General features: G+C 52.2%; 20 protein-coding genes. 9 read left to right on the top strand and 11 right to left on the bottom strand.

All coding sequences use genetic code 11. From position 1 onward, the window contains the following. From ACWIZX_RS13175 to ACWIZX_RS13165, 3 genes are all read left to right on the top strand, one after another. Window positions 1-1,859, top strand: a 1,859-nt coding sequence (locus ACWIZX_RS13175; RefSeq protein ID WP_448336099.1) for a choice-of-anchor X domain-containing protein, incomplete at its 5' end; no start/stop codon positions are given. A gap of 28 nt (window positions 1,860-1,887) precedes the next feature. Continuing rightward, window positions 1,888-2,835, top strand: coding sequence for an aldo/keto reductase (locus ACWIZX_RS13170; RefSeq protein WP_322794030.1), 948 nt, complete (start codon window positions 1,888-1,890; stop codon window positions 2,833-2,835). Between the two features lie 30 nt (window positions 2,836-2,865). Continuing rightward, complete coding sequence (locus ACWIZX_RS13165) at window positions 2,866-3,435, top strand: hypothetical protein (RefSeq protein ID WP_448336098.1); 570 nt, start codon at window positions 2,866-2,868, stop codon at window positions 3,433-3,435. A 4-nt stretch (window positions 3,436-3,439) separates the two neighbouring features. Here ACWIZX_RS13165 and ACWIZX_RS13160 read toward each other — a convergent pair whose 3' ends face one another. Beyond that, window positions 3,440-4,249: a segregation and condensation protein A gene (locus ACWIZX_RS13160; RefSeq protein ID WP_448336097.1), complete on the bottom strand. Its 810-nt coding sequence runs from the start codon at window positions 4,247-4,249 to the stop codon at window positions 3,440-3,442. 68 nt (window positions 4,250-4,317) lie between these two features. Between ACWIZX_RS13160 and moaC the strand changes: the two genes are divergently transcribed. The 5 genes from moaC (at window position 4,318) to smc (ending at window position 11,079) form a co-directional block, all read left to right on the top strand. Next, the gene (moaC, locus tag ACWIZX_RS13155; RefSeq protein WP_448336096.1) at window positions 4,318-4,800 is read left to right on the top strand and encodes a cyclic pyranopterin monophosphate synthase MoaC; all 483 of its coding nucleotides are present in this window, start codon (window positions 4,318-4,320) and stop codon (window positions 4,798-4,800) included. Beyond that, window positions 4,793-5,515 (top strand): molybdopterin converting factor subunit 1, encoded by a 723-nt coding sequence (gene moaD / locus ACWIZX_RS13150; protein WP_448336095.1) that lies wholly within the window; start codon window positions 4,793-4,795, stop codon window positions 5,513-5,515. The genes moaC and moaD overlap by 8 nt, the downstream gene beginning before the upstream one ends. A 2-nt stretch (window positions 5,516-5,517) precedes the next feature. Continuing rightward, on the top strand, window positions 5,518-6,630 hold the full coding sequence (locus ACWIZX_RS13145) for a threonine synthase (protein ID WP_448336094.1): 1,113 nt from the start codon (window positions 5,518-5,520) through the stop codon (window positions 6,628-6,630). An 88-nt stretch (window positions 6,631-6,718) separates the two neighbouring features. After that, window positions 6,719-7,438 carry a ribonuclease III gene (gene rnc, locus ACWIZX_RS13140; RefSeq protein ID WP_448336093.1) on the top strand — a complete coding sequence of 240 codons (720 nt, stop codon included), beginning with the start codon at window positions 6,719-6,721 and terminating at the stop codon, window positions 7,436-7,438. A 35-nt stretch (window positions 7,439-7,473) separates the two neighbouring features. Then, window positions 7,474-11,079 (top strand): chromosome segregation protein SMC, encoded by a 3,606-nt coding sequence (smc, locus tag ACWIZX_RS13135; protein WP_448336092.1) that lies wholly within the window; start codon window positions 7,474-7,476, stop codon window positions 11,077-11,079. 79 nt (window positions 11,080-11,158) lie between these two features. Here smc and ACWIZX_RS13130 read toward each other — a convergent pair whose 3' ends face one another. From ACWIZX_RS13130 to rpsF, 4 genes are all read right to left on the bottom strand, one after another. After that, a complete protein-coding gene (locus ACWIZX_RS13130; protein WP_448336091.1) occupies window positions 11,159-12,460 on the bottom strand; it encodes a peptidylprolyl isomerase in 1,302 nt (433 codons plus the stop codon). A gap of 87 nt (window positions 12,461-12,547) precedes the next feature. Continuing rightward, a complete protein-coding gene (gene rpsR, locus ACWIZX_RS13125; RefSeq protein WP_322792925.1) occupies window positions 12,548-12,832 on the bottom strand; it encodes a 30S ribosomal protein S18 in 285 nt (94 codons plus the stop codon). A 12-nt stretch (window positions 12,833-12,844) separates the two neighbouring features. Further along, window positions 12,845-13,258, bottom strand: coding sequence for a single-stranded DNA-binding protein (locus ACWIZX_RS13120; protein ID WP_448336090.1), 414 nt, complete (start codon window positions 13,256-13,258; stop codon window positions 12,845-12,847). A 40-nt stretch (window positions 13,259-13,298) separates the two neighbouring features. After that, the gene (gene rpsF / locus ACWIZX_RS13115; protein ID WP_322794481.1) at window positions 13,299-13,583 is read right to left on the bottom strand and encodes a 30S ribosomal protein S6; all 285 of its coding nucleotides are present in this window, start codon (window positions 13,581-13,583) and stop codon (window positions 13,299-13,301) included. A 215-nt stretch (window positions 13,584-13,798) separates the two neighbouring features. Between rpsF and ACWIZX_RS13110 the strand changes: the two genes are divergently transcribed. After that, window positions 13,799-14,479 (top strand): TIGR00266 family protein, encoded by a 681-nt coding sequence (locus ACWIZX_RS13110; protein WP_322794480.1) that lies wholly within the window; start codon window positions 13,799-13,801, stop codon window positions 14,477-14,479. On the opposite strand, the gene recJ is transcribed toward ACWIZX_RS13110, so the two are convergent. The 6 genes from recJ to ACWIZX_RS13080 are packed head-to-tail and all read right to left on the bottom strand — an operon-like array spanning window position 14,476 to window position 23,441. Continuing rightward, complete coding sequence (recJ, locus tag ACWIZX_RS13105) at window positions 14,476-16,812, bottom strand: single-stranded-DNA-specific exonuclease RecJ (protein ID WP_322794479.1); 2,337 nt, start codon at window positions 16,810-16,812, stop codon at window positions 14,476-14,478. The two genes, ACWIZX_RS13110 and recJ, sit on opposite strands and share 4 nt — an antisense overlap. Further along, complete coding sequence (locus tag ACWIZX_RS13100; RefSeq protein WP_322794478.1) at window positions 16,812-17,636, bottom strand: PD-(D/E)XK nuclease family protein; 825 nt, start codon at window positions 17,634-17,636, stop codon at window positions 16,812-16,814. Before ACWIZX_RS13100 ends, recJ begins: the two co-directional genes overlap by 1 nt. Further along, entirely contained in the window at window positions 17,620-19,887 is a 2,268-nt protein-coding gene (locus ACWIZX_RS13095; RefSeq protein WP_448336089.1) for an ATP-dependent helicase, read from the bottom strand. The genes ACWIZX_RS13100 and ACWIZX_RS13095 overlap by 17 nt, the downstream gene beginning before the upstream one ends. Continuing rightward, a complete protein-coding gene (locus ACWIZX_RS13090; protein ID WP_448336088.1) occupies window positions 19,880-22,000 on the bottom strand; it encodes a UvrD-helicase domain-containing protein in 2,121 nt (706 codons plus the stop codon). Before ACWIZX_RS13090 ends, ACWIZX_RS13095 begins: the two co-directional genes overlap by 8 nt. Further along, window positions 21,997-22,593 (bottom strand): 3'-5' exonuclease, encoded by a 597-nt coding sequence (locus tag ACWIZX_RS13085; RefSeq protein WP_448336087.1) that lies wholly within the window; start codon window positions 22,591-22,593, stop codon window positions 21,997-21,999. Before ACWIZX_RS13085 ends, ACWIZX_RS13090 begins: the two co-directional genes overlap by 4 nt. 2 nt (window positions 22,594-22,595) lie before the next feature. Beyond that, a complete protein-coding gene (locus tag ACWIZX_RS13080) occupies window positions 22,596-23,441 on the bottom strand; it encodes a hypothetical protein (RefSeq protein WP_448336086.1) in 846 nt (281 codons plus the stop codon). Window positions 23,442-23,493 lie beyond the last annotated feature (52 nt).

Genomic DNA, 23,493 nt, shown 5'->3' with positions numbered 1-23,493 from the left:
GCGAAGGCCCGCGTTCTTCATTCACTGCAAAAGCCGGTCAATGGCAGAAAATCGAAATTCCCTTGAATGCGCTTAACCCGGATAATCGCAAAATTACACGCCTCAACTGGCAGAATGCCAGCGCTAACAGCGGACTGACGGTTTATTTTGATGAAATCAAGTTTGTGAGCACTGTTTTCCCCAATGCCCCGCAGATCTTGAGCGGGGGATACCGTTCTCACTCCATACGAGCCGGCGGTAGAATTCTGGCAGTGCGGGCTCAAGTCAATGATCCGCAGGGAACGGATACGATTGTGCAGGTGAGTCTGGAGAGCGATACGGGTGGCTGGCAGGCTGTGCCGCTGTTCGATGACGGACTGAACAACGACGGCGAGGCGGGCGATGGCTTGTTTGGGGCGGCTTTTGCGCTGCCTGCCAGACATACCGGGCGTGAAATCGGGCTGTACGTGCGCGCAGTGGATCGGGATGGAAACAGCGCAGTCCGTTATCTCGGCGTCTTAACCGTCTTGGCAGATGTGAACAGCCCCATTCCACCCGGTTTGCCCCCAAAACTGGGCTGGGGTAGCAATGCCTGGAGTGAGAACCCCCCGGACGACTGGCAGAAAAACACCGGCCTGCCGTGGAATTATGTCTATCAATATATTACCTGGGGCTGGGAAGGGTGGGGCGGTAACTTTGTGCAGCGCTTTGTCCGTCATTCCTGGCAGAACGGTTTTATCCCGGTGGTTACGGTTTATATGATATTGGGGGCAACCGGAGGTTACGAGAGCGCGGCTACCTATGCCGAGCAGCTCAAGAAACCAGAGGTGGTCAGCGCTTATCTGCAAAGTCTGGAACGGGCAGTTCAGGAAGCAAGTGGCGATAAGCCGGTTGTGTTTGTCATCGAACCGGATTTTTACGGATTCATGCAGCAACTCAGCAATTCGGATGGCCGCCCGCCGGGCGTACTGGCAGATGACCCCGATTCGTACTTTGTTGCATTGAATAAGCCCGGTTATGCCAATACACTTTCCGGTTTTGGACAATACTTGATTGACCTCATTCATACCACCGCTCCCAATGCGCAGGCTGCTCCGATGGTTTCGATGTGGGGAGTCAACCGCGATCCCCTCCTGGCTTCACCAACCGACTTGGTGAATTATGTGCAACGTACTGCCGGTTTTATGCGCAAGATGGGCGCAGACCGCGCTGATTTGCTCACTGTAGAATGGTCGGATCGCGATGCCGGGCGGGGCATCCGTCCATGGTGGGACGATCAGGACCGCGAATTACCCCGCCCTAACCGCGCCATTTTATGGGCGCATCTGCTCGGACGAGAATTGAATAAAAGGCTGCTCCTGTGGCAGGTGCCGGTCGGCAACATGGATTTGGACAACACCTGCAACCACTATCAGGATAACCGGGTAGCTTATCTTTTTCGTCACCCGCAGGATGTATGGGAGGCTGGTTTGATTGGAGTTTTGTTTGGTGGGGGAGACGGCTGTTCAACTCAAGTATGGACAGACGGCGGGTTTGTTGAAAATCAGGCTCGTTACTACTATGATCCCCCCTCAGCTCCGCTGAATTTGCAGGTAGTATCGGTAAGCGGTGCACTGGCGCGCCTGCGCTGGCGGGAAAATCCGGAAAGCGATGTTGTGGGCTACCGGCTGTATTATCAAAGCGAAGGTGGCGGGCAGGATGGCTGGGTGGATGCGAGTATCCGCAACCAGGCTGATCTAATCCTGCCGCAGCAGGGGATTTGGCGAATATGGCTGAAGGCTTACGATCTCCATCAGGGCGAAAGTCCTGCATCCAACATGGTGATCGTGGAAACCACTCAAGATGCGCTAAAACTTTACCTGCCAGCAATTCAAAGATAGAATTGAAAAAATCAATTGGAAGCAAACGATGAGTGAAGATTCAACCCAATCAACCACAACGCATGTTTTTGAAAATGTTGAAATTGGCATTGGCACCTGGGCATGGGGAGACCGTATCTTCTGGGGCTATGGCAGCGGATACGATGATCAGGATTTGAAGGAAGTCTTTGATTTTTGCTGCCAGAGAGGTTTCACCTTTTTTGATACGGCTGAGGTGTACGGGCAGGGGCGATCGGAGCGGCTGCTGGGGAAGTTCATGCAGGAAACGGATTATTCTGTGCGTATAGCCACAAAGTTTATGCCGTTTCCATGGCGGCTGAGTAAAAATTCCCTGCGTCGCGCCTTGCAAGCCAGTTTAAAACGGCTGGAACGTAGCAAGGTGGAATTGTATCAAATTCACTGGCCTTTCCCGCCGGTACGCATAGAAACCTGGATGGAAGCCCTGGCCGAATCCGTACAGGATGGTCTGGTGGATGCAGTGGGGGTTTCCAATTATGACCGTACCCAAATGCAGCGTGCCTTTGAAAGTCTGGCAAGAATGGGGATACCGCTGGCTTCGAATCAGGTGGAGTATCACCTGTTGAACCGCAAGGTGGAAAAAGATGGCTTGCTGCACCAATGTCAGGAGTTGGGGGTGCGTTTGATTGCTTACAGCCCGCTGGCTCAGGGGGTATTGACCGGTAAATATTCGCCGCAAAATCCCATGCGCGGTTTCAGGGAGCGACGTTACAACCGCCGCCTGCTGGAGCGGATTCAACCCCTCATCCAAAAAATGAAACAAATTGGACAGGAACACGGCGGGAAAACAACCTCTCAGGTTGCCATCAACTGGGTGATTTGTAAAGGTGCGCTTCCAATCCCGGGAATCAAGAATGTACGTCAGGCGGAGGACAATTTAGGCGCTGTCGGCTGGCAGTTGACTGAAGAAGAAGTCGCCTTGCTGGATGAATGGAGCGACCGGGTTATGGCAGGCTGATTGTGCGGTTAATCGGTTATAATTGCGCGCATGTCAGAAGAAAAACGAGCCAAATTCATCCCTTTTCATGCGATCAATGAATTCATGCTGCCGGAATACCGCCTGAAGCTGCTTCAGGAAGTTTTTGGCAATTTTGATCAATTATCCGAGCAGCGAAAATCATCCATCAACCGATTGGTGAAGAAACTTGTCAAAGTAGCTGGCTTTCGCAACAGCACCCTTGCGCCAGTTGCGCTCAAAAGCCGCGCGGCTGTGTCTGCATTTGAGCGGTCACCGGAAATGGTGGCGCAGATTTGTCAGGCATGGTTTGAACTGCACACCGATTTAGCCACCAGAGTGGCGGAGTTTTTGAAATCACGGGGCTGGGAAGTGCTGCCGGTGGAAGCTGACCGCGCCGTACTGCCCGGTTTTTTAACCCGCTGGCCGGAAAAGGATAATTTTGTAACCCTGGATGATGCTTTTGCTCAGGCTTATCCGGATGATACCACCCATGAGTATGACCTGAACATGATGATGGTTTGGGTAAGCGGACGGCTGCCGGTAGAGTTGGTCACCGAAGAAGACGGTCAGCAACCGGCAGGCGGGGAAGAAGAGGGCTAACCAATCAGGTCAGCTCTTCTTCGTCATCTTCATCCCAGTTGATATTTTCCATCTCCGGACTGAAATCAGCGATGGGCTGGACTTCGATGTCGGAAAACAGGCCGGTCTGCTGAGCCGCAACCAGCCGCCGTTTGACCAGTTCCAGCAGGGCCAGAAAGGTGACGACAACCTCAACACGGCTGATGTTGGGCTGTAATAGGGAGCGGAAGGTTGTCATCCCACTTGTACGCAACCGATGGATGATGGATTGGATTTTTTCACGGATGGTGATGCGCGGCATACTCACCACCCGATCTAATGCAGTAAGACTCGGCTGGTTGAAGAATATACTTTTGGCAGCGGAAACCAGATCCTGCAGGGTCAGACCGCTTAAATCAAGGCGGGCCTGCGGGAGTGGGTGAGGGGGAGGGGCAAGGCGCAGATAAGTGCGCAGGTGGTTTTCTTCGCGCTGTTGTAAGTAACCGGCCAGTTCTTTGAAGCGTTTGTAAATAATCAACTGACGCGCAAGCGCTTCGCCGGGGTCTTCTTCGACTGCGGCGGCTTCAACGATTTGCGGGCGGGGCAGTAATGCAGCAGACTTGATTTGTACCAGCCGTGCCGCAATGACCAGAAAAGCCGACACCTCAGCCGCGTTTTGTTGCTGTAAATGGCGCAGGTACTCCAGATACTGGTCGGTTACCTGAGCCAGCGCCAGCCGGGTAATATCCAGTTCGGCGCGTTCGATCAATTCCAGCAGTAAATCTAGCGGGCCGCTGTAAACTTCGGTATTGACCTGATAATGCTCAGTCTGGTGAGCAGCAATTTGATAACTCATGTCGGAGATTATATCATTGGGGAGGGTGTAACAAGGTTGCAGTAAGAGATTGGCGTTATAATTTGGCTATGGCAGACAACAAACTCTCTCACATTGATGAAGAAGGCCGCGCTCACATGGTGGATGTCAGCCCGAAACCGGAAACCGAAAGGCTGGCGGTGGCAAAAGGTGAGGTTCACCTCAAAGCGGAAACTATTGCTCTGATTCGAGCCGGAGTGATGAAAAAAGGCGATGTCCTCACTGTGGCACAAATTGCCGGCATCCAGGCTGCCAAGCGCACCGCCGAATTAATTCCGTTGTGTCATCCAATCCCCATTCATCAGGTACAGGTGGATTTGCAAATTCGGGATGACTTGCCGGGTGTGGAAATCACCGCACACCTAAAAAGCAGTGGTAAAACCGGCGTAGAGATGGAAGCTCTGACCGCGGTTTCGGTTGCGGCTTTGACGGTCTATGATATGGTCAAAGCAGTTGAAAAAACTGCGCGGATTCAAAATATCCGGCTGGTTGAAAAACGCGGCGGTGTAAGCGGAGATGTGGTCAATGAATGAAGATACGGCTAAAGATCACGGGGTAAAAATTTTATTTTTCGCGCATTTGAAAGATCTGAGTGGTGTTGATCGTGCAGTCCTGGATGTGGATCTGCCGTTGCGTGTGGTTGAATTGAAACGAACGATTGTGGCGCGCTTTCCCATGCTGGCCGATCGGATGACGAACGTTCTGGTGGCGGTCAATCAACAGTACGCCGGTGACGAGGATCTGGTTCGAGCGGGGGATGAGGTGGCTTTCTTTCCGCCGGTCAGTGGCGGCAGCCTTCCGACCATCTTTCGGATAACCAAAGAAGAATTGGACTTGAACGAACTGCTGGAAAAGATTACCCTTCCCACCACCGGCGCAGCCTGCATCTTCACCGGCATGGTGCGCGGAGAAACGCGGCGCGGCGAGGCGCATCAGACGATTGCGCTGGAATATGAGGCGTATGTGCCCATGGCGGAAGCCAAAATGGCACAGGTTGCTGCAGAGATTCGTCAGCGCTGGCCGGCGGTAGAGGGAATCGCGATTGTTCAGCGCATTGGACATCTCAAGGCAGGCACCCCCACAGTGATGATTGCCTGCACGGCTGCCCACCGTGATACCGGGGTATTTGAAGCGGCCCGCTATGGGATTGACCGTCTGAAGGAAATCGTACCGGTCTGGAAAAAAGAGATTATGCCGAACGGTGAGGAATGGATTGAAGGCAGTTATTATCCCAAAAAGGGGGAATAAACATGACAACCATTCGGTGTGTGGAATGTGGCTTTCCGTATCCGGACGAGGGAGTTCCTTTTCGCTGCCCGTCCTGCGGAGGGGTATTTGACTATGATGATGCCCCGAACTTTTCGCTGGATTCCCTCCAAAATCATCTGCCGGGGTACTGGCGGTATCGAGCCTGTTTTGATCTGTTAGAAGGCGCGCCGGTGGTAACGTTGGGAGAAGGGAATACCCCATTGTTGTGGGACGTGGTGGAGGATCAACCCATCGCGCTCAAAATGGAAAGCATGAATCCCAGCGGCTCCTACAAAGATCGCGGCAGTGCAGTACTGGTCAGTCAACTGTTGGGGCGGGGAGTCACCGAAGCCGTCGAGGATTCTTCCGGTAATGCTGGGGCGTCGTTTGCGGCTTATGCAGCCCGGGCCGGAATCAAGTGCCGCATTTATGTTCCTGAAAGCGCCTCCGGGCCGAAGCGCAGGCAGATTGAGATGTACGGCGCTGAGCTGGTTGCCGTACCCGGCCCGCGTTCTGAGGCTGCCCGTGCAGTTCTGAGGGAAGCAGAAAAGGGAGTGCCATATGCCAGTCATGCCTACCTGCCTTTCGGCTTGATGGGGATAGCTACCATCGCATATGAAATTTGGGAACAACTGGGTAAAAAAGCGCCCGGCAGCCTGATTGCGCCAGTTGGACATGGTGGTTTGCTGCTGGGGATTGTGAGAGGGTTTTCCGCTTTGAAAAATGCAGGTTACATTGGACGAGTGCCTTATTATGTCGGTGTGCAGGCAGCCGTCTGCGATCCGGTGGTGCGAGCCTTTCATAATGGTTTGAACGCATTGGATACGGCGGGAGAGGGGGATACTCTTGCCGAAGGTGTGCGCGTGCGCCAGCCGGTGAGGGGCAAGGCATTAGTTGAGGAAATTAAACGAAGCGGGGGCGATTTTGTGGCTGTTGACGAGCGAGAGATTCTGGAATCGTACGGTGAGTTGGGCAGGCGTGGTTATTATGTTGAACCGACTTCAGCGTTGGTGTGGGCGGCGTTGAAAAAACAATTTCACCAATTGCCCCAGCCAGTAGTTGCCGTAATCAGCGGAATTGGGTTAAAATATTATCCTTCAAACGAAATTCATTGAACTAAAGGAACGCGAGCTACTTGAGCAGGTAGAAACAAGGCGAGTAAGGCTGGGTGGCTTGCGCCCCTTGAGTTCGCCGGAGGAACTTATGGAAAACGGTGATCTGCATTTTGTGCAGGAATCGCCTGAACAGCTGGCAGCCCGTTTGGGGCTGGAATTCAATGATCCGTTGCTGCTGCATCGCTCCTTGACCCATCGCTCTTATCTGAATGAACACCCTGAAGCGCTGGAAGATAACGAGCGGTTGGAGTTTTTGGGGGATGCTGTTTTGGATTTTGTGGTCGGCGCGTGGCTGTATCATCACTATCCTGAAATGCCGGAAGGCGACCTGACTCGTATGCGTTCAGCGCTGGTGCACACCGAACAGCTGGCGGACTTTGCCCGTCAGATCAACCTGGGCAACGCCATGCGTCTGGGGCGGGGTGAGTCTCAGGCTGGCGGGCGCGAACGTTCTGCTTTGTTATGCGATACCTTTGAAGCCTTTATTGGCGCAATCTATCTGGATGGCGGAATTGAAAAAGTAGAAAAATTTTTGTTTCCGTTTTTAGAAACGGCGTCAGAGGATATCCTGATTAACCGAAAAAACGAAGACCCGAAAAGTCTCTTACAGGAATGGGCGCAGTCACAGGGGTTTTATGCTCCCCAATATGTCACCCGTTCAGAACAGGGTCCCGACCATTCCAAACAATTTGAGGTAGCAGTAATTATCGGCGGGGAAGTGTATGCTGAAGGTGTTGGGCCGAGCAAACAGGCTGCCGCCAAAAATGCAGCCCGCAAAGCACTTGAAAAATTGGGACTGGTGTTTTAAGACCCAGCCGGAAAGAAGAAAAAAACAAGTCCTTGATGACCAGCCGATTGAAAACCCTTGAATTGCAAGGTTACAAAACTTTTGCCAGCCGTACGGTATTTGAATTTCCCGGCCGGATCACGGCCATTGTCGGCCCGAATGGATCAGGTAAATCCAACATTGCCGATGCGATCCGCTGGGTTTTAGGGGAGCAATCCTATACGCTGCTGCGGGGTCGCAAAACAGAGGACATGATTTTTGCCGGCTCGGAGCTGCGTCCGCGTGCCAGCATGGCATCGGCCATGATTACCTTTGAAAATGAGGACGGCTGGCTGCCGATTGATTACGGAGAGGTTTCGATTGCCCGGCGTGCCTATCGTGATGGCCAGAATGAGTATCTGCTCAACGGTCAGCGGGTGCGGCTTAAAGAAATATCTGAAATTCTGGCTCAATCCGGGCTGGCGGAACGAACTTACACCATCATCGGTCAGGGTTTGGTTGATGCTGCGCTTTCACTGCGACCGGAGGAACGGCGAAAATTTTTTGAAGAGGCAGCCGGCATCGGTCTGTATCGCTCCCGGCGCGAGGAAGCGCTCAACCGACTGGAACAGACCCGCCGCAATCTGGAACGGGTGCAGGATATCCTCAGCGAATTGGAGCCGCGCCTGAAAAGTCTGGAAAAACAGGCTGCGCGGGTGATTGAATATGAGCGCATCAAAGCCGACCTGCGCCTCCTTTTGCGGGAATGGTACGGTTATCAATGGCAGCGTATGCAGGCAGAGCTGACTCATGCCCGTGAAGTGTTGACTGTTCAGGAAAACCGGCTGCACCAGGTTCGTCAGCAAAGCCAGCAGGTTGAAAAACGGGTTCAGGAGGTCCGCCTTCAAATTCAGCGGCTGAGAGAAGTGTTGAATGAATGGCATGCTCAATCAGCGGAGGTGCACCGCCAGCGCGAAGAGATCAACCGTATTCTGGCGGTGCTGGATGAACGCCAGCGCTCCCTGACCGACCAGAAAGCGACCACCCGGCATGACCTGACCCGATTGGAAGAGGAAAGCCAGCAACATTCCAAACGGTTGCAAGCCGTGCAGGAAGAGCTTACCGTTCAACAGGCAGCCCTCGAAGAAGCAAAGCAGCAGGCTGGTGCTGCCCAAAAAGCTTTTGCTGAGAAGAAAGCCCAGCGCGATCAAGTGGAAGGAGAACTGCGCGACTTGCGGAGAAAATTGACCCGCCTTGAAACACAACAGGTTGAGGTCAAAGCCCGTCAGAGGGAATTGAATAATCGTTTGGAAAGGTTGAGGAGCGAGGAAAATCAACTGACTCAGCAAATACCTCAAATGACAACCACTCTGCATCAGGCAGAGGCGGAATTACTCAGTGTTCAACAGTTGCTTGAATCCCTTCAGGACAGGCGTCAACAAATTGAAGAAAGACTGCGTACCCTCCAAAAACAACAACGAGAGTTAGAGGAAAGCCGCAGTCAATTGCAAGAACAAAACAATGCAATCCGCGCGGAATTGGCTCGTAAACGGGCTGAGATGAAGGTGCTGGAGCAGGCAGAGCGAAATTACAACGGTTTGGGGCAAGGGGTGAAAGTGGTTATGACTGCTGCCGAACAAAAAAAGATCAAGGGCAGCATTCAGCCGCTTTCCCGCCTCATCCAGGTGCCTTCCGAATTGACAACCGCAGTGGCTGCCGTTTTAGGGGAAAGCCTGGAGGGTCTGACTATTGAAGCAGATGTAGAAACCGAAGAAGTACTTCAATTCTTGGAAAACATGGAAAACGGAAGGGCGGTACTTTTTCCGCTGGAATGGTTGAGGGGAGAAACCCATATCCCTGCGCCGAAGGAAGAAAATGTCTTTGGCAATGCAGCGGATGTGGTGGTGTATCCTGCGGCGATCAAAAGACTGGTTATGCTTTTATTGGGAAAGGTATGGATTGTCCGGGATCGTCAAACTGCCCGGCGTTTGATTCAAAATCAACCTGCCGATTTGCGTATTGTCACTTTGAGCGGGGAGGTGTTTTTTGGCAGCGGCGAGGTTCGGGCGGGTAAAGAAAACCGCGCTGAGTTGATTTCCCGCCCGCGTCAATTAAAAGAATTGAACGATGAAATCCGTCAGCTGGAAGCACGACTGGCGGAGGGTGAAGGCCTGGTGGCTGAAAACCAGAAACAGCGTGAAGCGTTCGAACAACAGCGGCGGGTTGCTGAAAGAGAATTGAGTGAGACGCAAGAACAGGAGAAATTCCAGCAGCGCAATCTCCAAAAAATTACCATGCAGGTGGAACAAACCCGCCAAAAATTGAGCTGGCAACAAAGTCAGGTTGAACAGCTGAGGCAGCAAACTGGCAGCAGTCAAAAAGAACGCGAAGACCTGATTGGGCAGATGAATGCGCTGACTCGCGAAGCCCAACAGGTGGAGTCCCATGTGCGAGAAGTACAGCGAGCGCTGAATAACCTGATGCTGGATGATCTTCAATCGCAGGTTATTCACTGGAACACCCAGGTGAGTGTTATGGAGCGCGTCCTGCAGGACATGCAGCGACGCTTAAATGACTTTCAGCAAGCGCTGGAGCGAAACGAACACCAGCAGCAAACCTATCGAGAGCGTTTGAATCAACTTGACCGGCTGATGGAGGAACTGGAAGCGGAAAAGACCAAACGAAAAGCTGAAGCAGGTCAATTGAATCAGGCCATTGAAGAAGTTCAGGCAAAGATTCAACCCGCAGAGGAAGAACTGAATGAACTGGAAAGCAGGTATGAAAACCTGCAAAAGGACTTGAGCGCCGCTCAGCAGAATACGGCTGTTGCAGAAAGACACGCCACCCAGGCGCAACTGGAATTTGGGCGCATCCGTGAAAATTTGGAGAGTCTGCGGCGGCGGGTTGAGGAAGATTTTGGTCTGGTCGCATTTGAGTATCAAAATGAGGTTTCTGGCCCAACCCCTCTGCCCCTGGAGGGAATGGTCGAACAATTACCGGTTGTCAAAGAGATTTCCCCTGATCTGGAGGAGAACATTAACCGTCAGCGCAGTCAGTTGCGGCGGATGGGCGCCATCAACCCGGATGCTCATAGCGAATATCTTGCCGTAAAGGAGCGCTATGAATTCTTGATTCAGCAGGTTGCGGATTTGAAAAAGGCTGATCAGGATTTGCGCGAAATCATTGCCGAACTGGACGGTCTGATGAAAAAAGAATTTCGCAAGACCTTTGACGCGGTGGCAGCCGAATTTAAGGAAAATTTTGCGCGGTTATTTGGAGGCGGATCAGCCCGATTGGTATTAGAAAACGAGGAAAGCCCAATTGAAGGGGGAATTGATATTGAAGCCCGCCTGCCGGGCAGACGTGAGCAGGGATTGTCGCTGCTTTCGGGCGGCGAACGCAGCCTGACTGCGGTGGCATTGATTTTTTCTCTGCTGAAAGTATCTCCAACCCCGTTCTGCGTGCTGGATGAGGTGGATGCCATGCTGGACGAATCGAATGTTGGACGCTTTTGTGAGCTGCTGCAAGAGTTAAGTCATACCACCCAGTTTATCGTGATCACCCACAATCGCAACACAGTTCAGGTTGCGGATGTGATCTACGGCGTGACCATGGGGAAGGATACAGCCAGTCAGGTCATCTCCCTGCGCCTGGACGAGGTGGGAGAAGAGATGGTTCGTTGAACAAATCCCAATGAAACAATAGCCAACGGAGGTCAAGCCTGCATTGACCTCCGTTGGGTTTGTGACTGGAAAGAGTTGATCAGAAGCCTAAACCGGGCGGCAGGGTGGGTACGGTGGGTACCTTGTTGACCCAATTGGTATCCCTCTCAATTTTGAGGCTGGCCTTGGTTTCGTTCAACCACGATTCAAACTTTTGCTGCTTGAGTGTGCTTAGGCGGCTTTCGCTGACCGGTCGGCGTTCTTTACCCAGCAGCTGGATGATGTGATAACCGAACTGGGTTTGAACCGGCTCGCTAATCTGTCCGATTTCGGTCATGTCAAACACAGCGTTTTCAAATTCGCTGACCATTTGCCCGCGCTCGAACCAACCCAAATCACCACCGCGGTCTTTGTTAGAAGTATCGGTTGAAAATTGGGCTGCCAGCTGGGCGAAGTCGCCGCCGTTTTTGAGCGCTTCAACCACCACAGCGGCTTCTTCCGGTGTGGCTACCAGAATGTGGCGAGCCCATACCCAATCATCTTCGGCTGGCACATCTTTGGTGATGGCTTCAAAGACCTTCTCATAGAGCAGGGAGGATCGCACAATTTCACGGAAGGTTTTTTCATCAATCTGAGCTTCGGTTTTCAAAGTGGTCAAATAATTTTCCAGACCGGTTTTGAAGCCTTCTTCTGTCATGGCGGTAGGTGTGGGGAAAGGCGTACTGGTCGGGCCGATGGTGGCGGTTGGCAGGGGTGTATCGGATGGCGTTTCGGTAGTTTCAATCTGTTCAGGCGTTGGAGCCTCCGTTGGGGTAGCCGTATAGGGGGCGAGAGTCAACTGCTGTGCTGAATATGTGGCTGTACTGAAGGGGGTAGCAGTTGGAGCAAGGGTTGGTGTGCCGGCCGGGAAGAAACCGAAGGCTTCTTGAAAAGCCTTTTCAACTTCCTCATCGGTCACGGTAAGCCCCAATTTCTGGGCTTCACGCCGGATGATAGCCTCATTAATTAACTCATCAATAACCTGGTTGCCCAATTGATTGGGGTCATTGAGTTTGGATACGTTGAGTTGAATTTGAGAGGTGAAGTAATTGGCTGAATTGGGATCAGCCTGAAAGAGCTGCTGATATTGGGCAAGTTGAATGGTATTCTGGATGAGTTGAAAGCGATCGAATCGAGCGCGGGCTTGAAATTGCTCCAGGGTGATTTTCTCTCCATCCACCGTAGCCACAGGGCGCATATTTTGCAGGTAAAAAGTATCCAGCAGGCCATAACCCAAAATGAGAATCACGGCAACAGCAATGGTAATGCTAACAATGAGAACGATGCGGCGTTGCTGCCGTTCTTTTTCAACCCGGCTTTGTTGTTTGCGGGAAACTACAGCAGGTCGGGATGTCTTAGCCATCTGATGAACCTTTCCAATTCAAAAAATAGAAAAGGGCATTGGGCGTGTTTTTGCCCATGCCCTGAAGTTGTGCCGAAGAAAAACGGATTAGCGGATTGCCTCACTCCACTCTTCTGCAACAAACGGAAGCAGTGCGATATGGCGGGCGCGCTTGATTTCTCGCGCTAAAACCCGTTGATGCCTTGCGCAGGTACCCGTCTGACGACGAGGGCGGATTTTCCCTTCTTCCGTAACATACCGGCGAAGGAGGTCCACATTTTTGTAATCAATTGCCAGGTCTTTATCAGCGCAGAACTGACAAATTTTGGGGCGGGCCATAAAGCGCCGTGGTCCGGAAACCTGTTCGTTCTCGCCTGGAATTTGGTCGGTCATACTATCTTACTCCTAGAACGGATATTCATCTTCGATTTCTTCTTCCTCGCCCTCTTCCAGAGAAGGAGGGGTTTGGTTTTGGGCATTATCACGGCGGTCACCAAGAATCATCATCTCGCTGGCGACGATTTCAACCGAAGTATGCTTGATACCTTCTGAATCCTCCCAACGACGGGTCTGAAGCCGACCCTCAACGTACACTTGCTGTCCTTTGGTCAGATACTGTTTGCAAATTTCTGCCAGATTTCCCCACGTAACCACATTGAACCATTCGGTTTCGGTGTGCCGTTCGCCATCTGCAGTATTCCAGGTGCGGCTAGTAGCAACACTAAATGTAGTCACCGGTCTTCCGGAAGGGGTATAACGCATTTCCGGATCGCGTCCCAAATGGCCGATGATCATGACTTTGTTAAGACCGCGGCTCATGATATTCTCCCAAAGTACATTTGTTGAACCTGAGTTTGTCTTAATCGCGATTAACGATCAAGAAGCGCATTACCTGTTCCTGAAAGCGCAAATTGCGTTCCAGTTCGCTGCTAAAAGCGGGCGGCATGTTCATGTCAAACAAAATGTACTGGCCTTCGCGGCGTTTGTTAATTGGATACGCCAAACGCCGTTTTCCCCAGCGATCAATTTTGCTAACCGTGCCGCCGGCTTCTGTAATCCAACCTTTGACTTTTTCGACCAGTCCTTCAACGGCTGTATCGTCCAGTTCTGGTTGGAGGATGAAGACCAACTCGTAGCTGCGCATGAAGGGATTCCTCCTTTCCTTGGGATTGCCCTTTGCTCCCGCCGCAGGCAGGTCAAAGAGCGGAAAGCAACCATGTTGTTCTGTGTTGCAAGCCGATGTAGTTTACTATAAAACCACTTTTTTGGGTAGGTACAATTAAAAAATATTTAATGGATATAAAACCTTAAAATTCTGATACAGTATACACATAATTTCTATATGAAGGAGATGTTGGTATGAAAGTCGAAATCCTTTTCCGTCCCTCTTATTCCATTGCGAAGGTGCTGCTCGATCCAAACGAAGCCGTGATCGCTGAAAGCGGTGCGATGGTAGGCATGTCTGCGGATATTCAGGTTGAAACAAAAATGCGGGGCGGCCTTTTGCAATCACTGGCGCGGTCGGTACTGGGCGGCGAGTCCTTTTTTGTGAACACTTTCCGGTCAGGTGCTCGCGGCGGAGAACTGTTGCTGGCGCCAACTTTGCCCGGGGATGTTTTTACGACTGAGTTGACCAATGAAACCTACCTAGTTCAGTCTGGTTCTTTTTTGGCCTCCTCGGAAGGTGTTGTAACCGATACCAAATGGTCTGGGGCGCGCACATTTTTTGGCGGTGAGGGTCTGATCATGCTGCGCTGCAGCGGCGCAGGAACGTTGATCCTTTCCAGTTACGGCGCCATTCATGAGCTGGACCTGGCTGCCGGCGAAACTTATACTGTGGACACCGGACATCTGGTGGCGTTCAGCGAAAGAATGGGCTTTAAAGTACGGGCAATAGGCGGATTAAAAACCACCGTGCTGGGTGGCGAAGGTCTGGTGGTTGATTTAACCGGCCCTGGCAGGGTTTTGCTTCAAACCCGCAGTGAAGGCGCTTTCCTCAACTGGCTGCTTCCCAAAATTCCCAAACGCTCCAGTGATTAGGGTTTTTCCTTAATCAGGCTGTCTGGTGAGGCTTGCTGGTAAAATTCACGAAATGCGCGGCTTTCCTCGAGTAAAAATCGAAGCCGCGCTTCTTTATCTCTTAACTGTGAAGGATCTGGCACCCCGCCTTCAGCGATGATGAGAAAATCCGGCTCTCGTGAGAGAATACGGATGAATCCTTTGCAAACCAACCAATCCACCCCGGCGAGAATGGTTTCTTCACGCTGATTCAATGCAGCTGCCATGCGAGGAATCTGCGCTTTGCCCCCATTCTGCTTAATTGCGTAGCGAATCATAGCGGTTAACGCCTGTAAAAAAGACTGGGGTTTATCATTCGGTTGGGCAAGCGAACATAGAATGATTCGTTTTGGGAGAACTTTTTGAATTGAGTCGGATAAGATTTTCTGAGAAGGAGGGGGTGAACAGATGACCAGCGTTTCGGCCGGGGCAAGCTCCCAGCGCTGTTTGACTTTAAGGTCAAGTGCGAATTCTCCATCAGCCCAGAAGAGAATTTGATCGGCAGGGATAGTCAGCCGATCAAGTTCCCGCAGGGCATCCTCAGAGGATCGCAGGTCAATTACTTCGCGGCGGTTCGCGTCAGACAGGTGAATTGTTTCAGTTTCCAGCGGGCGGGCAACAATCCATTCCAATTGCACTTCTAAATCGCCGCCAAAGTTGACCGGGCGAGCGTGATAAGCCAGATCAAAACGCCCCTCGGGAAGTATAGAGCGGGCGCCTTGCCACCAGATCACGCGGCGCGTATTTCCCTCTTCATCCTCGACAATGGTCATCAGGTGTTCCTGTGTTTTACCGATCGGGGCTGAATCCAGTAATGTGAGATTGCGGCTGGCAAAAACCAGAGGCGGGTTGCCTGCCCCAAATGGGGCCAGCCTTTCCAGCTCCAGAATGAAATCCAGATTTAGTTCCCCGATTTTTACCCACGCATCAATCGTGAGAACCGGCTTTTGCCGGTTTTGGGCGCGCTGCAATTCGACATGCGCGGATACCAAACGTCGAAATTCAAGGAAGTTTTCGGCTGGCAATGCCAGACCGGCAGCCATGGGATGTCCCCCGAAACCAATGAGGAGGTGTTGCGCACTGGCAATGGCCGCTGTGATGTTGATGCCTTCGGTTGAACGGGCCGAACCGCGCATGGGTTGGCCGGGGGGTGAACTCAATAAAATTACCGGGCGCTGAAAAATTTCCACCAACCGGCTGGCAACAATCCCGTTGATTCCGCCTGGCCATTCGGGGTGATGCAGGACCAGCACCGCATACTCCAGCACCCGTGGGTCTTGATCAATTTGCTGCAAAGCTGCCAGAAAGACCTGTTCGGTGAGAAAACGGCGCTGACTGTTGTAACCTTCCAGTTGGGTCGCAAAGACGGCAATGGCTTGTGAATTGGTTGAGGAAAGGAACTCGACAACCGGGTTGGCATCTCCCAACCGCCCGATTGCATTCAGGCGGGGGGCAAGACTGAAGCCGATGTGCTGTTCATTCAAATGCGCCGGGGTGATTTCTGCGTTTTGCATCAGTTGCAGAAGCGCTGGGCGACGAGGATTACGCATGAGTTCCAGGCCGCGCTGTACCCAGTAACGGGTATCCCCACGCAGAATCGCTACATCGGCTACACAGCCCAAAGCCACCAGATCGAGATGCTCCTCGACCAGTTCGGGCCTCCCCATTTCTTTGCACAACGCTTGGGCAAAGACAAAGGCCGTGCCAACCCCCGCAAGACTGTGCATGGGATGATCTTCCGGAAGGCGCTGGGGGTTAATGACCGCATCCGCTTCGGGAAGCTGCTCGGGCAGGGTGTGATGATCGGTAATCACCAGCCCAATGCCGCGCTGGCGTAAGAAGTTAGCGGCGTGGTGTGCACTGATGCCTGTATCACAGGTGAGGACGATTTGTACCCCATCAGCGATCATCCGTTCCAACCCATCCAGGTGAACGCCGTGCGATTCGCGCTCACGTACCGGAATGTAGTATTGCACCTCTGCGCCGAGTGATTTCAACGTTGCAACCAGTAAGGTGGTGGCGGTCTGGCCATCCACGTCAAAATCGCCCCATACCCCAATTTTCTTTCCGGTAAGGATGGCGGTTTGGATTAATTTCACCCCTTTTTCCACATCCGGCATTTCATACGGGTCGGCGGGGTGGTAAAAGTGATAATCCAGAAAGGCGCGTGCATCTTCAAATGATTTGAATCCGCGCCGGGCAAGTGTGCGCCCCAGCAGGAGGTTTTCCCCTGCCAGCTGCCGAATGGAAGGTGGGAGGGGAGGGTCTTCGGCGTCCAGCCAGATGCGTTCGATACCTGCAAAAAGCCGTTTCATTAAAACTCAATCTCGCCAATTTGATCAAAGGCAATGTCCAGATTATCCTCGTCCACTTCATTGTCCATTTCATCATCCATGCTGCCTGCAGCTACACCGCGGTTGCACAGTGAACGATAAACACACAAGGAGCATTGCTGTTCCTGGGAAGTGAGCGGGAATACAGTCTGTGCGCAGTGTTCAACCTGACGAGTCAGTTCGAGCAGGTACTCACCATCCAGGTCGGCCTGTTTTTGGGAATATTGGAAGTGCTCGGGGCTGAGCGGATCGGCGGTGAACCAGTAAATCATTTCGATTTGTTCTGGCGAATAGGAGATGGTTTTATCAAACGCGCTGGAGCACTTCCATAGAAGAAATGGGTACAGCCGGGTTTGAATGCGGCGGGAGAGAACGCGGTGCGGTGGTTTTCGCCGGCCGGTTTTCCAGTCCACAATGATTATTTTTTCGCCGGGTTGAATGGCGATCAGGTCATATTTTGCAATGAAGCGGTAACCACCGTGAGTGATTTGCAGCATGTGTTCGATGAAACGATGTTCAGGTAAGGGCTGCGGCTGGCTGCCAAGATAATCTTCCCACCATCCCAGCAGGGTTTGATCATAAGCCTGTGTACTGATTTGTGGGACTGGCAAGCCAATCTGGTGCTGCTGAACCATCTGATGAAAAATTTCCCCGCGGCGCAGGTGTTGTTCGTGTTCCAGCACCGGCTGTGATTGAATGGCTGGCCAGGGTTGACGCAACAGGTAGCGTAATTCAAAACGGCGGGGGCATTCAACAAAATCCTGTAAATTATTCTGGCTGAAGGCAAAATCAGATGGAAATTTCACGACGGTATTCCTCCCAGAACTTTTGGAGATGGACAAAGGGCAAAGCGGGGGAGTTCTCGCCGCCCTGGGTGTTTTTACCCGTGTTCCAGGTGATAATCAAAGAACGGCGAGCGCGGGTGATGCCGACATATAACAAGCGCAGGCGCTCAGCGCAATAATCCAGCCGGGCTTGCTGGGTAGCAATTCCCTCTTCCAGATACAGTGTGGTCAGCTCCCCATTGGCAAGAGCTTTCAATCGGTTGAGCGCTTCGGCCTCTAAATTGAGCTGGTTACGGATAAAGTATTTTTCAGAGTAGTAATGGTCAAATCCTTGAGCAGAGGGAAAGTCATAATTGTTGACCGACATCAGGTAAACCCGATCCCATTCCAACCCTTTGGCCTTGTGAATGGTAGCGACCACAACTTTGCCTTTGTGTTCATCGGGGTCAAAGCCCGGTTCTTCATCGCTGAAACCAAGGATGCGCCGCTCGTTGCGGGCAATTGCCCCCAATTCCTCGGTCAATTGCGGCAGCTGCCAGTCGGGGTGACGCTGGGTAGTGCGCCCCAGCAGTAAGGCAAGGCTGTGTGACAGCGCCAGCTGGGTAGGTTCACGGAAGATGTCTTGAGCGATGGTCAGAAGTAACTGGTCAATCGGCAGTAAAATGGCCTGCTGCCAGCGGCGCATGAGTAGTGCAAAGTCTTCCAGAATTTGGATGACTTGTGGGGGTAAAGCCTGGTGTGCGTGCAGCTCATCTAACCAGTTGGTTTCGACGCGAGGGTAGAGGTAGTTTTCCGGGAAGGAATTGGTTACCAACAATTGTGCTGCTTGCTGGACAACGGCATTATCAAGGGTGTTATCCGGGTAAAGGAATCGTACCACTTCTTTGAAAGCATCTCCCAGTAAGCGGGAATCGGCGGCTTTGTTCAGACTTTTGAGAATTTTTTCCAGCGCTGCGGCGGTTTGTCGGGTCGTCTGACTGGATTGCAACAATTCAATGACAGGCAGACCGGCGTTTTTCAGCGAGTTGACCACTTTGCTGCCGCGTTCGTTGCGGGGCACCAGCACCGCCACGGTTTGATCCGGATGCTGCGGAAGCCAGCGCCTGAGCGAATCAACGACGGCTTTGATTTCTGCATCCGGAGAAAATTTCTTTAAGAAAAGATAAATTTCATTGGGGTCATCCGGAGGATTTGGCTGCGGGTCACCCGGGGGGGTGGGTCGGATGAAGGGCGGGGTCAGCGCGTTCCTCAATGCTTCAACCGGATGGTCTTCCATCGTCCAGCGGATTAGTTCGTTAGCCAGATGGATAATGCTGGCTGTTGAGCGTCCCGAATCGGGCAGGTCACAGGCTTTGACGCGATTGAGTTTGAGAAAACGGCGCAAATATTCAGGGCTGGCGGTCGTGAAGGTTTCATAAATTGCCTGATTGGGATCTCCCACCCGCACCCAGTTGCCTTCTTCTCCAGCCAGCCGGCGCAGGATTTCTTCCTGCAAGCGGGAACTGTCCTGGGCTTCATCCTCCAGAATATAGGGGAAGCGATGCCGCAATCGCTGCAAGTAATCCGAATCGGTCATCAATACACTGAGCGCCAGCGTGATGAGGTCATCAAAATCAATCAGACTGCGGAGAATCAGCCCGCGTTGATAGGCTTCGTAAATATCCAGTCCAAATTGAAGCAGGGAGTGGTTATAATGCGTGCTGTTCAACCGGTCGCGCAGTTGTTGTGGCGAAAGCTGCAAATCCTTTGCCTGACGGATAAAAGCACGACCTAACTTTACCAGTAAATCTTCCCACTTCCTGGGCAGGTCAGAGTTTTTTTGAAGATTGAAAGCCGGGTTGGTCCACTCCAGTAAAAATTCCGGGTGAGATCGAATCCATCCTGAAACTGCGGCTTTGACGATTTCATCACTATCCCGGTCGTCGGCAATGCTGAAACGATCAGAAAGGCCGGCTAGATCGGGACGCTCACGCACAATATCATGAGCCAGCCCATGCAGGGTGCGAACGCGGTAATTCATATCGCGCATCAAACCGAATTGCTCAACAAAGGAACCAATCCGACTGGCAAAGTTATCTACGGCTGAATTGACCAGCGTAACGATCAGAACTTCCTGTTCTTCACCGATCAACCCGCCGGTGATGATTTGGGCAGCCAGCAATGAAAGTGTATAAGTCTTACCGCTGCCCGGAACGGCAGATACTCCCATCCAGCCGCCGGAATAATTCAGAATTTGAGATTGTTTGGGGCGGGGTTGATGGCGGTTATTCATGGGCTTGCTCCCGCTGGTGCAGCCTGCGCAGCAACCCCTGAAAAGCCAGCAGCAAAGCGCCGCGCTCCTCGGCGCCGCGTTCATTCACCCGGCTGGTGCAGAGGAAGATTTGATCACGGCAGCGGTAAGTTAAGCCGTAGATGATGCGCATCAGGGATTGCTGATTGGTTTCGTATTCCTCAGCATCCGTCCATAATCTTCCCGCCGCCCAGTGACGGCTGAGGATGTAGGGGTGGGTAAGGGGTTGATACAGGCGTTCCCACCAGCCAATGTTGCCGCAGTCCAACCAAAACTGAAAGCGAACAGAACGGTTGCTGATGATGAAGGAATAAGCCGGAGAAATTAACACCGCATCTTCCTCATCTGAGGGCAGTAAATACTGCGCCGAGATCACCCCTTGCCTGACCATGTTGAGGTATTCCAGCCCAACCGAAAAGTCGGGCTGCTGGCTGCGCACCGGTTCAATTACCTGGCGGAATTTCTGAATGGATTCAATCAACCGGGCAGTTACTGCTGCATTGTCCAGTTGTTCGTGAAAACCATAGCCAGGCTGGGATAATACTTCACCAAACAAAAAGGCAAAAAACACATCCAGTTCCTGTTCTTCTTGCTGCTCAATGTAGTTCAAAAGCCAGGCACGCAGCCGCGAATAACGCAATCCGGCTGAATAGGTGATTCTTTCTCTTCCTTCTCCACGAATTTCCTCAAAAGGACGCAAGGCAAAAGGTGAGCCTTTGGGCGCCGTTCCCATCTGCATCAACAAATCGGCGCGGACAAGGTCAAGGTCTTCAATACAATGCACCAGCATAGCGCGGATTTCCTCACGGGTGGGAGGCATTTTCCAATGCGGATGTGCCAGCTTTGCCAGCGTGATGAGGGTGCGAACAGCCGGTTCGTCATACAGGCTGCGCGAGGGGCGGTGAGAGCGGGCAGGTATCTGATATTGTTCCAGGCGGTTCATCAGTGAAAAGCGCAACGAATCGGAGACAAACGGCGCAAGCACTGCAATTTCTCCGGGTGCAACCTGCTTTTCATGCACCAGTTGGTGAATGGTGCTGCTAACCATATCCACCATTTCCGGGTAAAAACGGGCGGGTAGATGCGTGAATGCGGTTTTGATTTGGGGTGAGACATCATCCATTTTCAAGTCGCGCTGCACGGCTTTAACAAGGGCGAATTGGAACTGGCGAATCGCCGCAGGGCAGATCAGGCTGGGCGGAAATTCAACAATGTCATCACACAAACCGGCCAGTGATGCAGCCGATTGTGGATCAGCCCCCAGAAAAATGCGATGACCGCCCTGCTGGTCATAAATCAGCAGGGCTGATTCGAATACCGGCAGCCAATCCCGAACGACATCATGGACTGCAGGGGCATCCTCTTCCACATTATCGTAAATCAGATGGCGGTAATGGCTTTGCAGGTAATTTCGCACCAGAAAAGAGCGCCAGAGATGATGTAAAAACAACTCAATTTGTAAGGAAAAATCGAGTAGATTATGTTCAAGGCAGTAGTTTCGAAAAGCATTGATGCATTCCTGCGCCTGATCGAACAAAATCAGGTGCTGGGGCTGACCATTCCAGGCCTGCTTCAACCGGTCGCCAAGCGTGGTGTACGCAAAACCAACCAGGGCGGCTTTGTTAAGATTATCCAGCAATTGGGAGTACAGACGATTACGGTCAATCACCAGCTGTTCAAAATAACCTCGCTCTAGAAACGGCTCAACTACTTTGGCCATGTAGTACTGGGCAGTTTCCAGTGTGAGAAACAAAGGCGGTAGATGGGGCTGGGCAAAACCTGCTTCGCTGCCGATGGCTGGCCAGAACAATTGAATTGTGCGCTGGCTTAAACCGCCCAGCGTTACGATGGTGGGTATCCCACCCGGCGGAAGAGGTTTTTGTGTTATATGGTCGTAGTATGGTCTGGCCAGGGTGCGCTGGGGGAGCAGAATAAGAATCTGCTCTGCCGGTACGCCTTTATCCAACAGGTATGCCAAACGAGCCAGACCGGCGGTGGTTTTACCGCTGCCGGGTTCACCCCGTAAAAAAATTTTACGGTTTAAGGGGGTCTGGGCGATGGCGTTTTGAGTGGAAAATAATTCTGGGAGGCTCATTCCGGTTTGCCGAATGAATAATCCATGCCGGCGATTGCGTATAGCAATGCCCGGGTCAGTCGGGCATCATCAGCAGCGCGATGGGAATTGGGCAAAGGGATCCGCAGGCTTTTACCGGCTTCTTCTAATTTGAAGTAACGATATGCGCGGCGAGTTGCATCCCATTCACCGCGATAGGCGGCATACAACTGCATGATGTCAAGAGTGGTCAGCCGTTCTTTCCAGGCCAGTTTATAGATTTCATAGGATTGGCGCATCATTCGCAGGTCAAATTCAGCATTGTATAGAGCGATTTTGCGGTCAAGTAAGTAGGTTCGTAAGGACGCCCAAACCACCGGAAAGGTGGGGGCTTTTTTTACCATTTGATTGTCTATCCCATGAATTGCCGTTAGATCCGGTGGGATCGGTCGGGATGGGCGGACAAAGGATTCAAACAGGATTGACCCATCACAGTCAATGACGGCGATTTCGACAATTTCAGCGTTTTTATCCAAACCGGTTGTTTCTGTATCCATGAACACCGGATTTTCGCGAATCCACTGGCGTGCCTGCTGTATGATGGCTTGACGGCGAGGATCTATGGTCAGTTCCATTCCTACTCCAGGCGCCAGTAAGCAAATTCTTCGGCATACACCGTAAAATTGGGGGTGTTGCGGGCTGCAATGACAATGCCGAAGGATCCGGGTTCGGTAAAGGTACTATCGCTGATTTCGCGAATTTTGACACCGTTAACATACAGGGTGTAGTTGCTGCTTACGGCATAAACCCCGATGCGGTTGGTTTGATTGGAACCGGTGCGTATGGCGTCGTTGACGTTGCCGCCCTCAGCCAGATTGACATACTGCTGTCCATCCCAGTAACCGAATGCCCATTTGCCGTCGCAAGTCAGCTGGAACCAGTAACCTTTCACGAAATCCGGCGAACGAAAAACCAAACCATAGGTATCCAACCCACTGCATTCGCCGGTTCGTACCAGTGTTTCCAGATAGGCATTGCCGATTTTGGTGCCGCCGGTGCGCCAACCGCGATAACCGGTGGCATAACGGCTGGTCAATACCAGGGCGCCATTTTCGACGCGAATGAAGGTGTAATCGTCATCGTACGGCTTGTCCTGCAATCCAAAAGATCGGCCGCTTTCAAGCGTATCAACGAAGGTAGGATTGCCCAAAAACTGGCGGGGATCATCACTCAATGGTGTGGCGGTTGGAGATGGTTCTGAAGAGGGGCTTGGGCTGGGTGATGAAACAGGTGACTCGGTTGGCTGCACTGGCGGCGCGGGTGTTTCGGTTGGCAAAGGTTGAACGGTCGGCTGGCTGGTTAGGATTGCGGCTACCTGCGTGCCGACAAAATCAACGGTTGGGGTTGATGTGCCACTGGCCGGCAAATTGCAACTGCTCAACAACAGCAGCAGGATTATGGAGGGGAATATCCATTTTGGCATGGCTGATCCTTTAGATTTTTTCAAACCACTCATCAAACAATTTTTCGATTGT

It is taken from the genome of Bellilinea sp. (assembly GCF_053501535.1).
The sequence above is the reverse complement of the archived record's forward strand: the minus strand, read 5'-3'. Positions and strand labels throughout refer to the sequence as shown.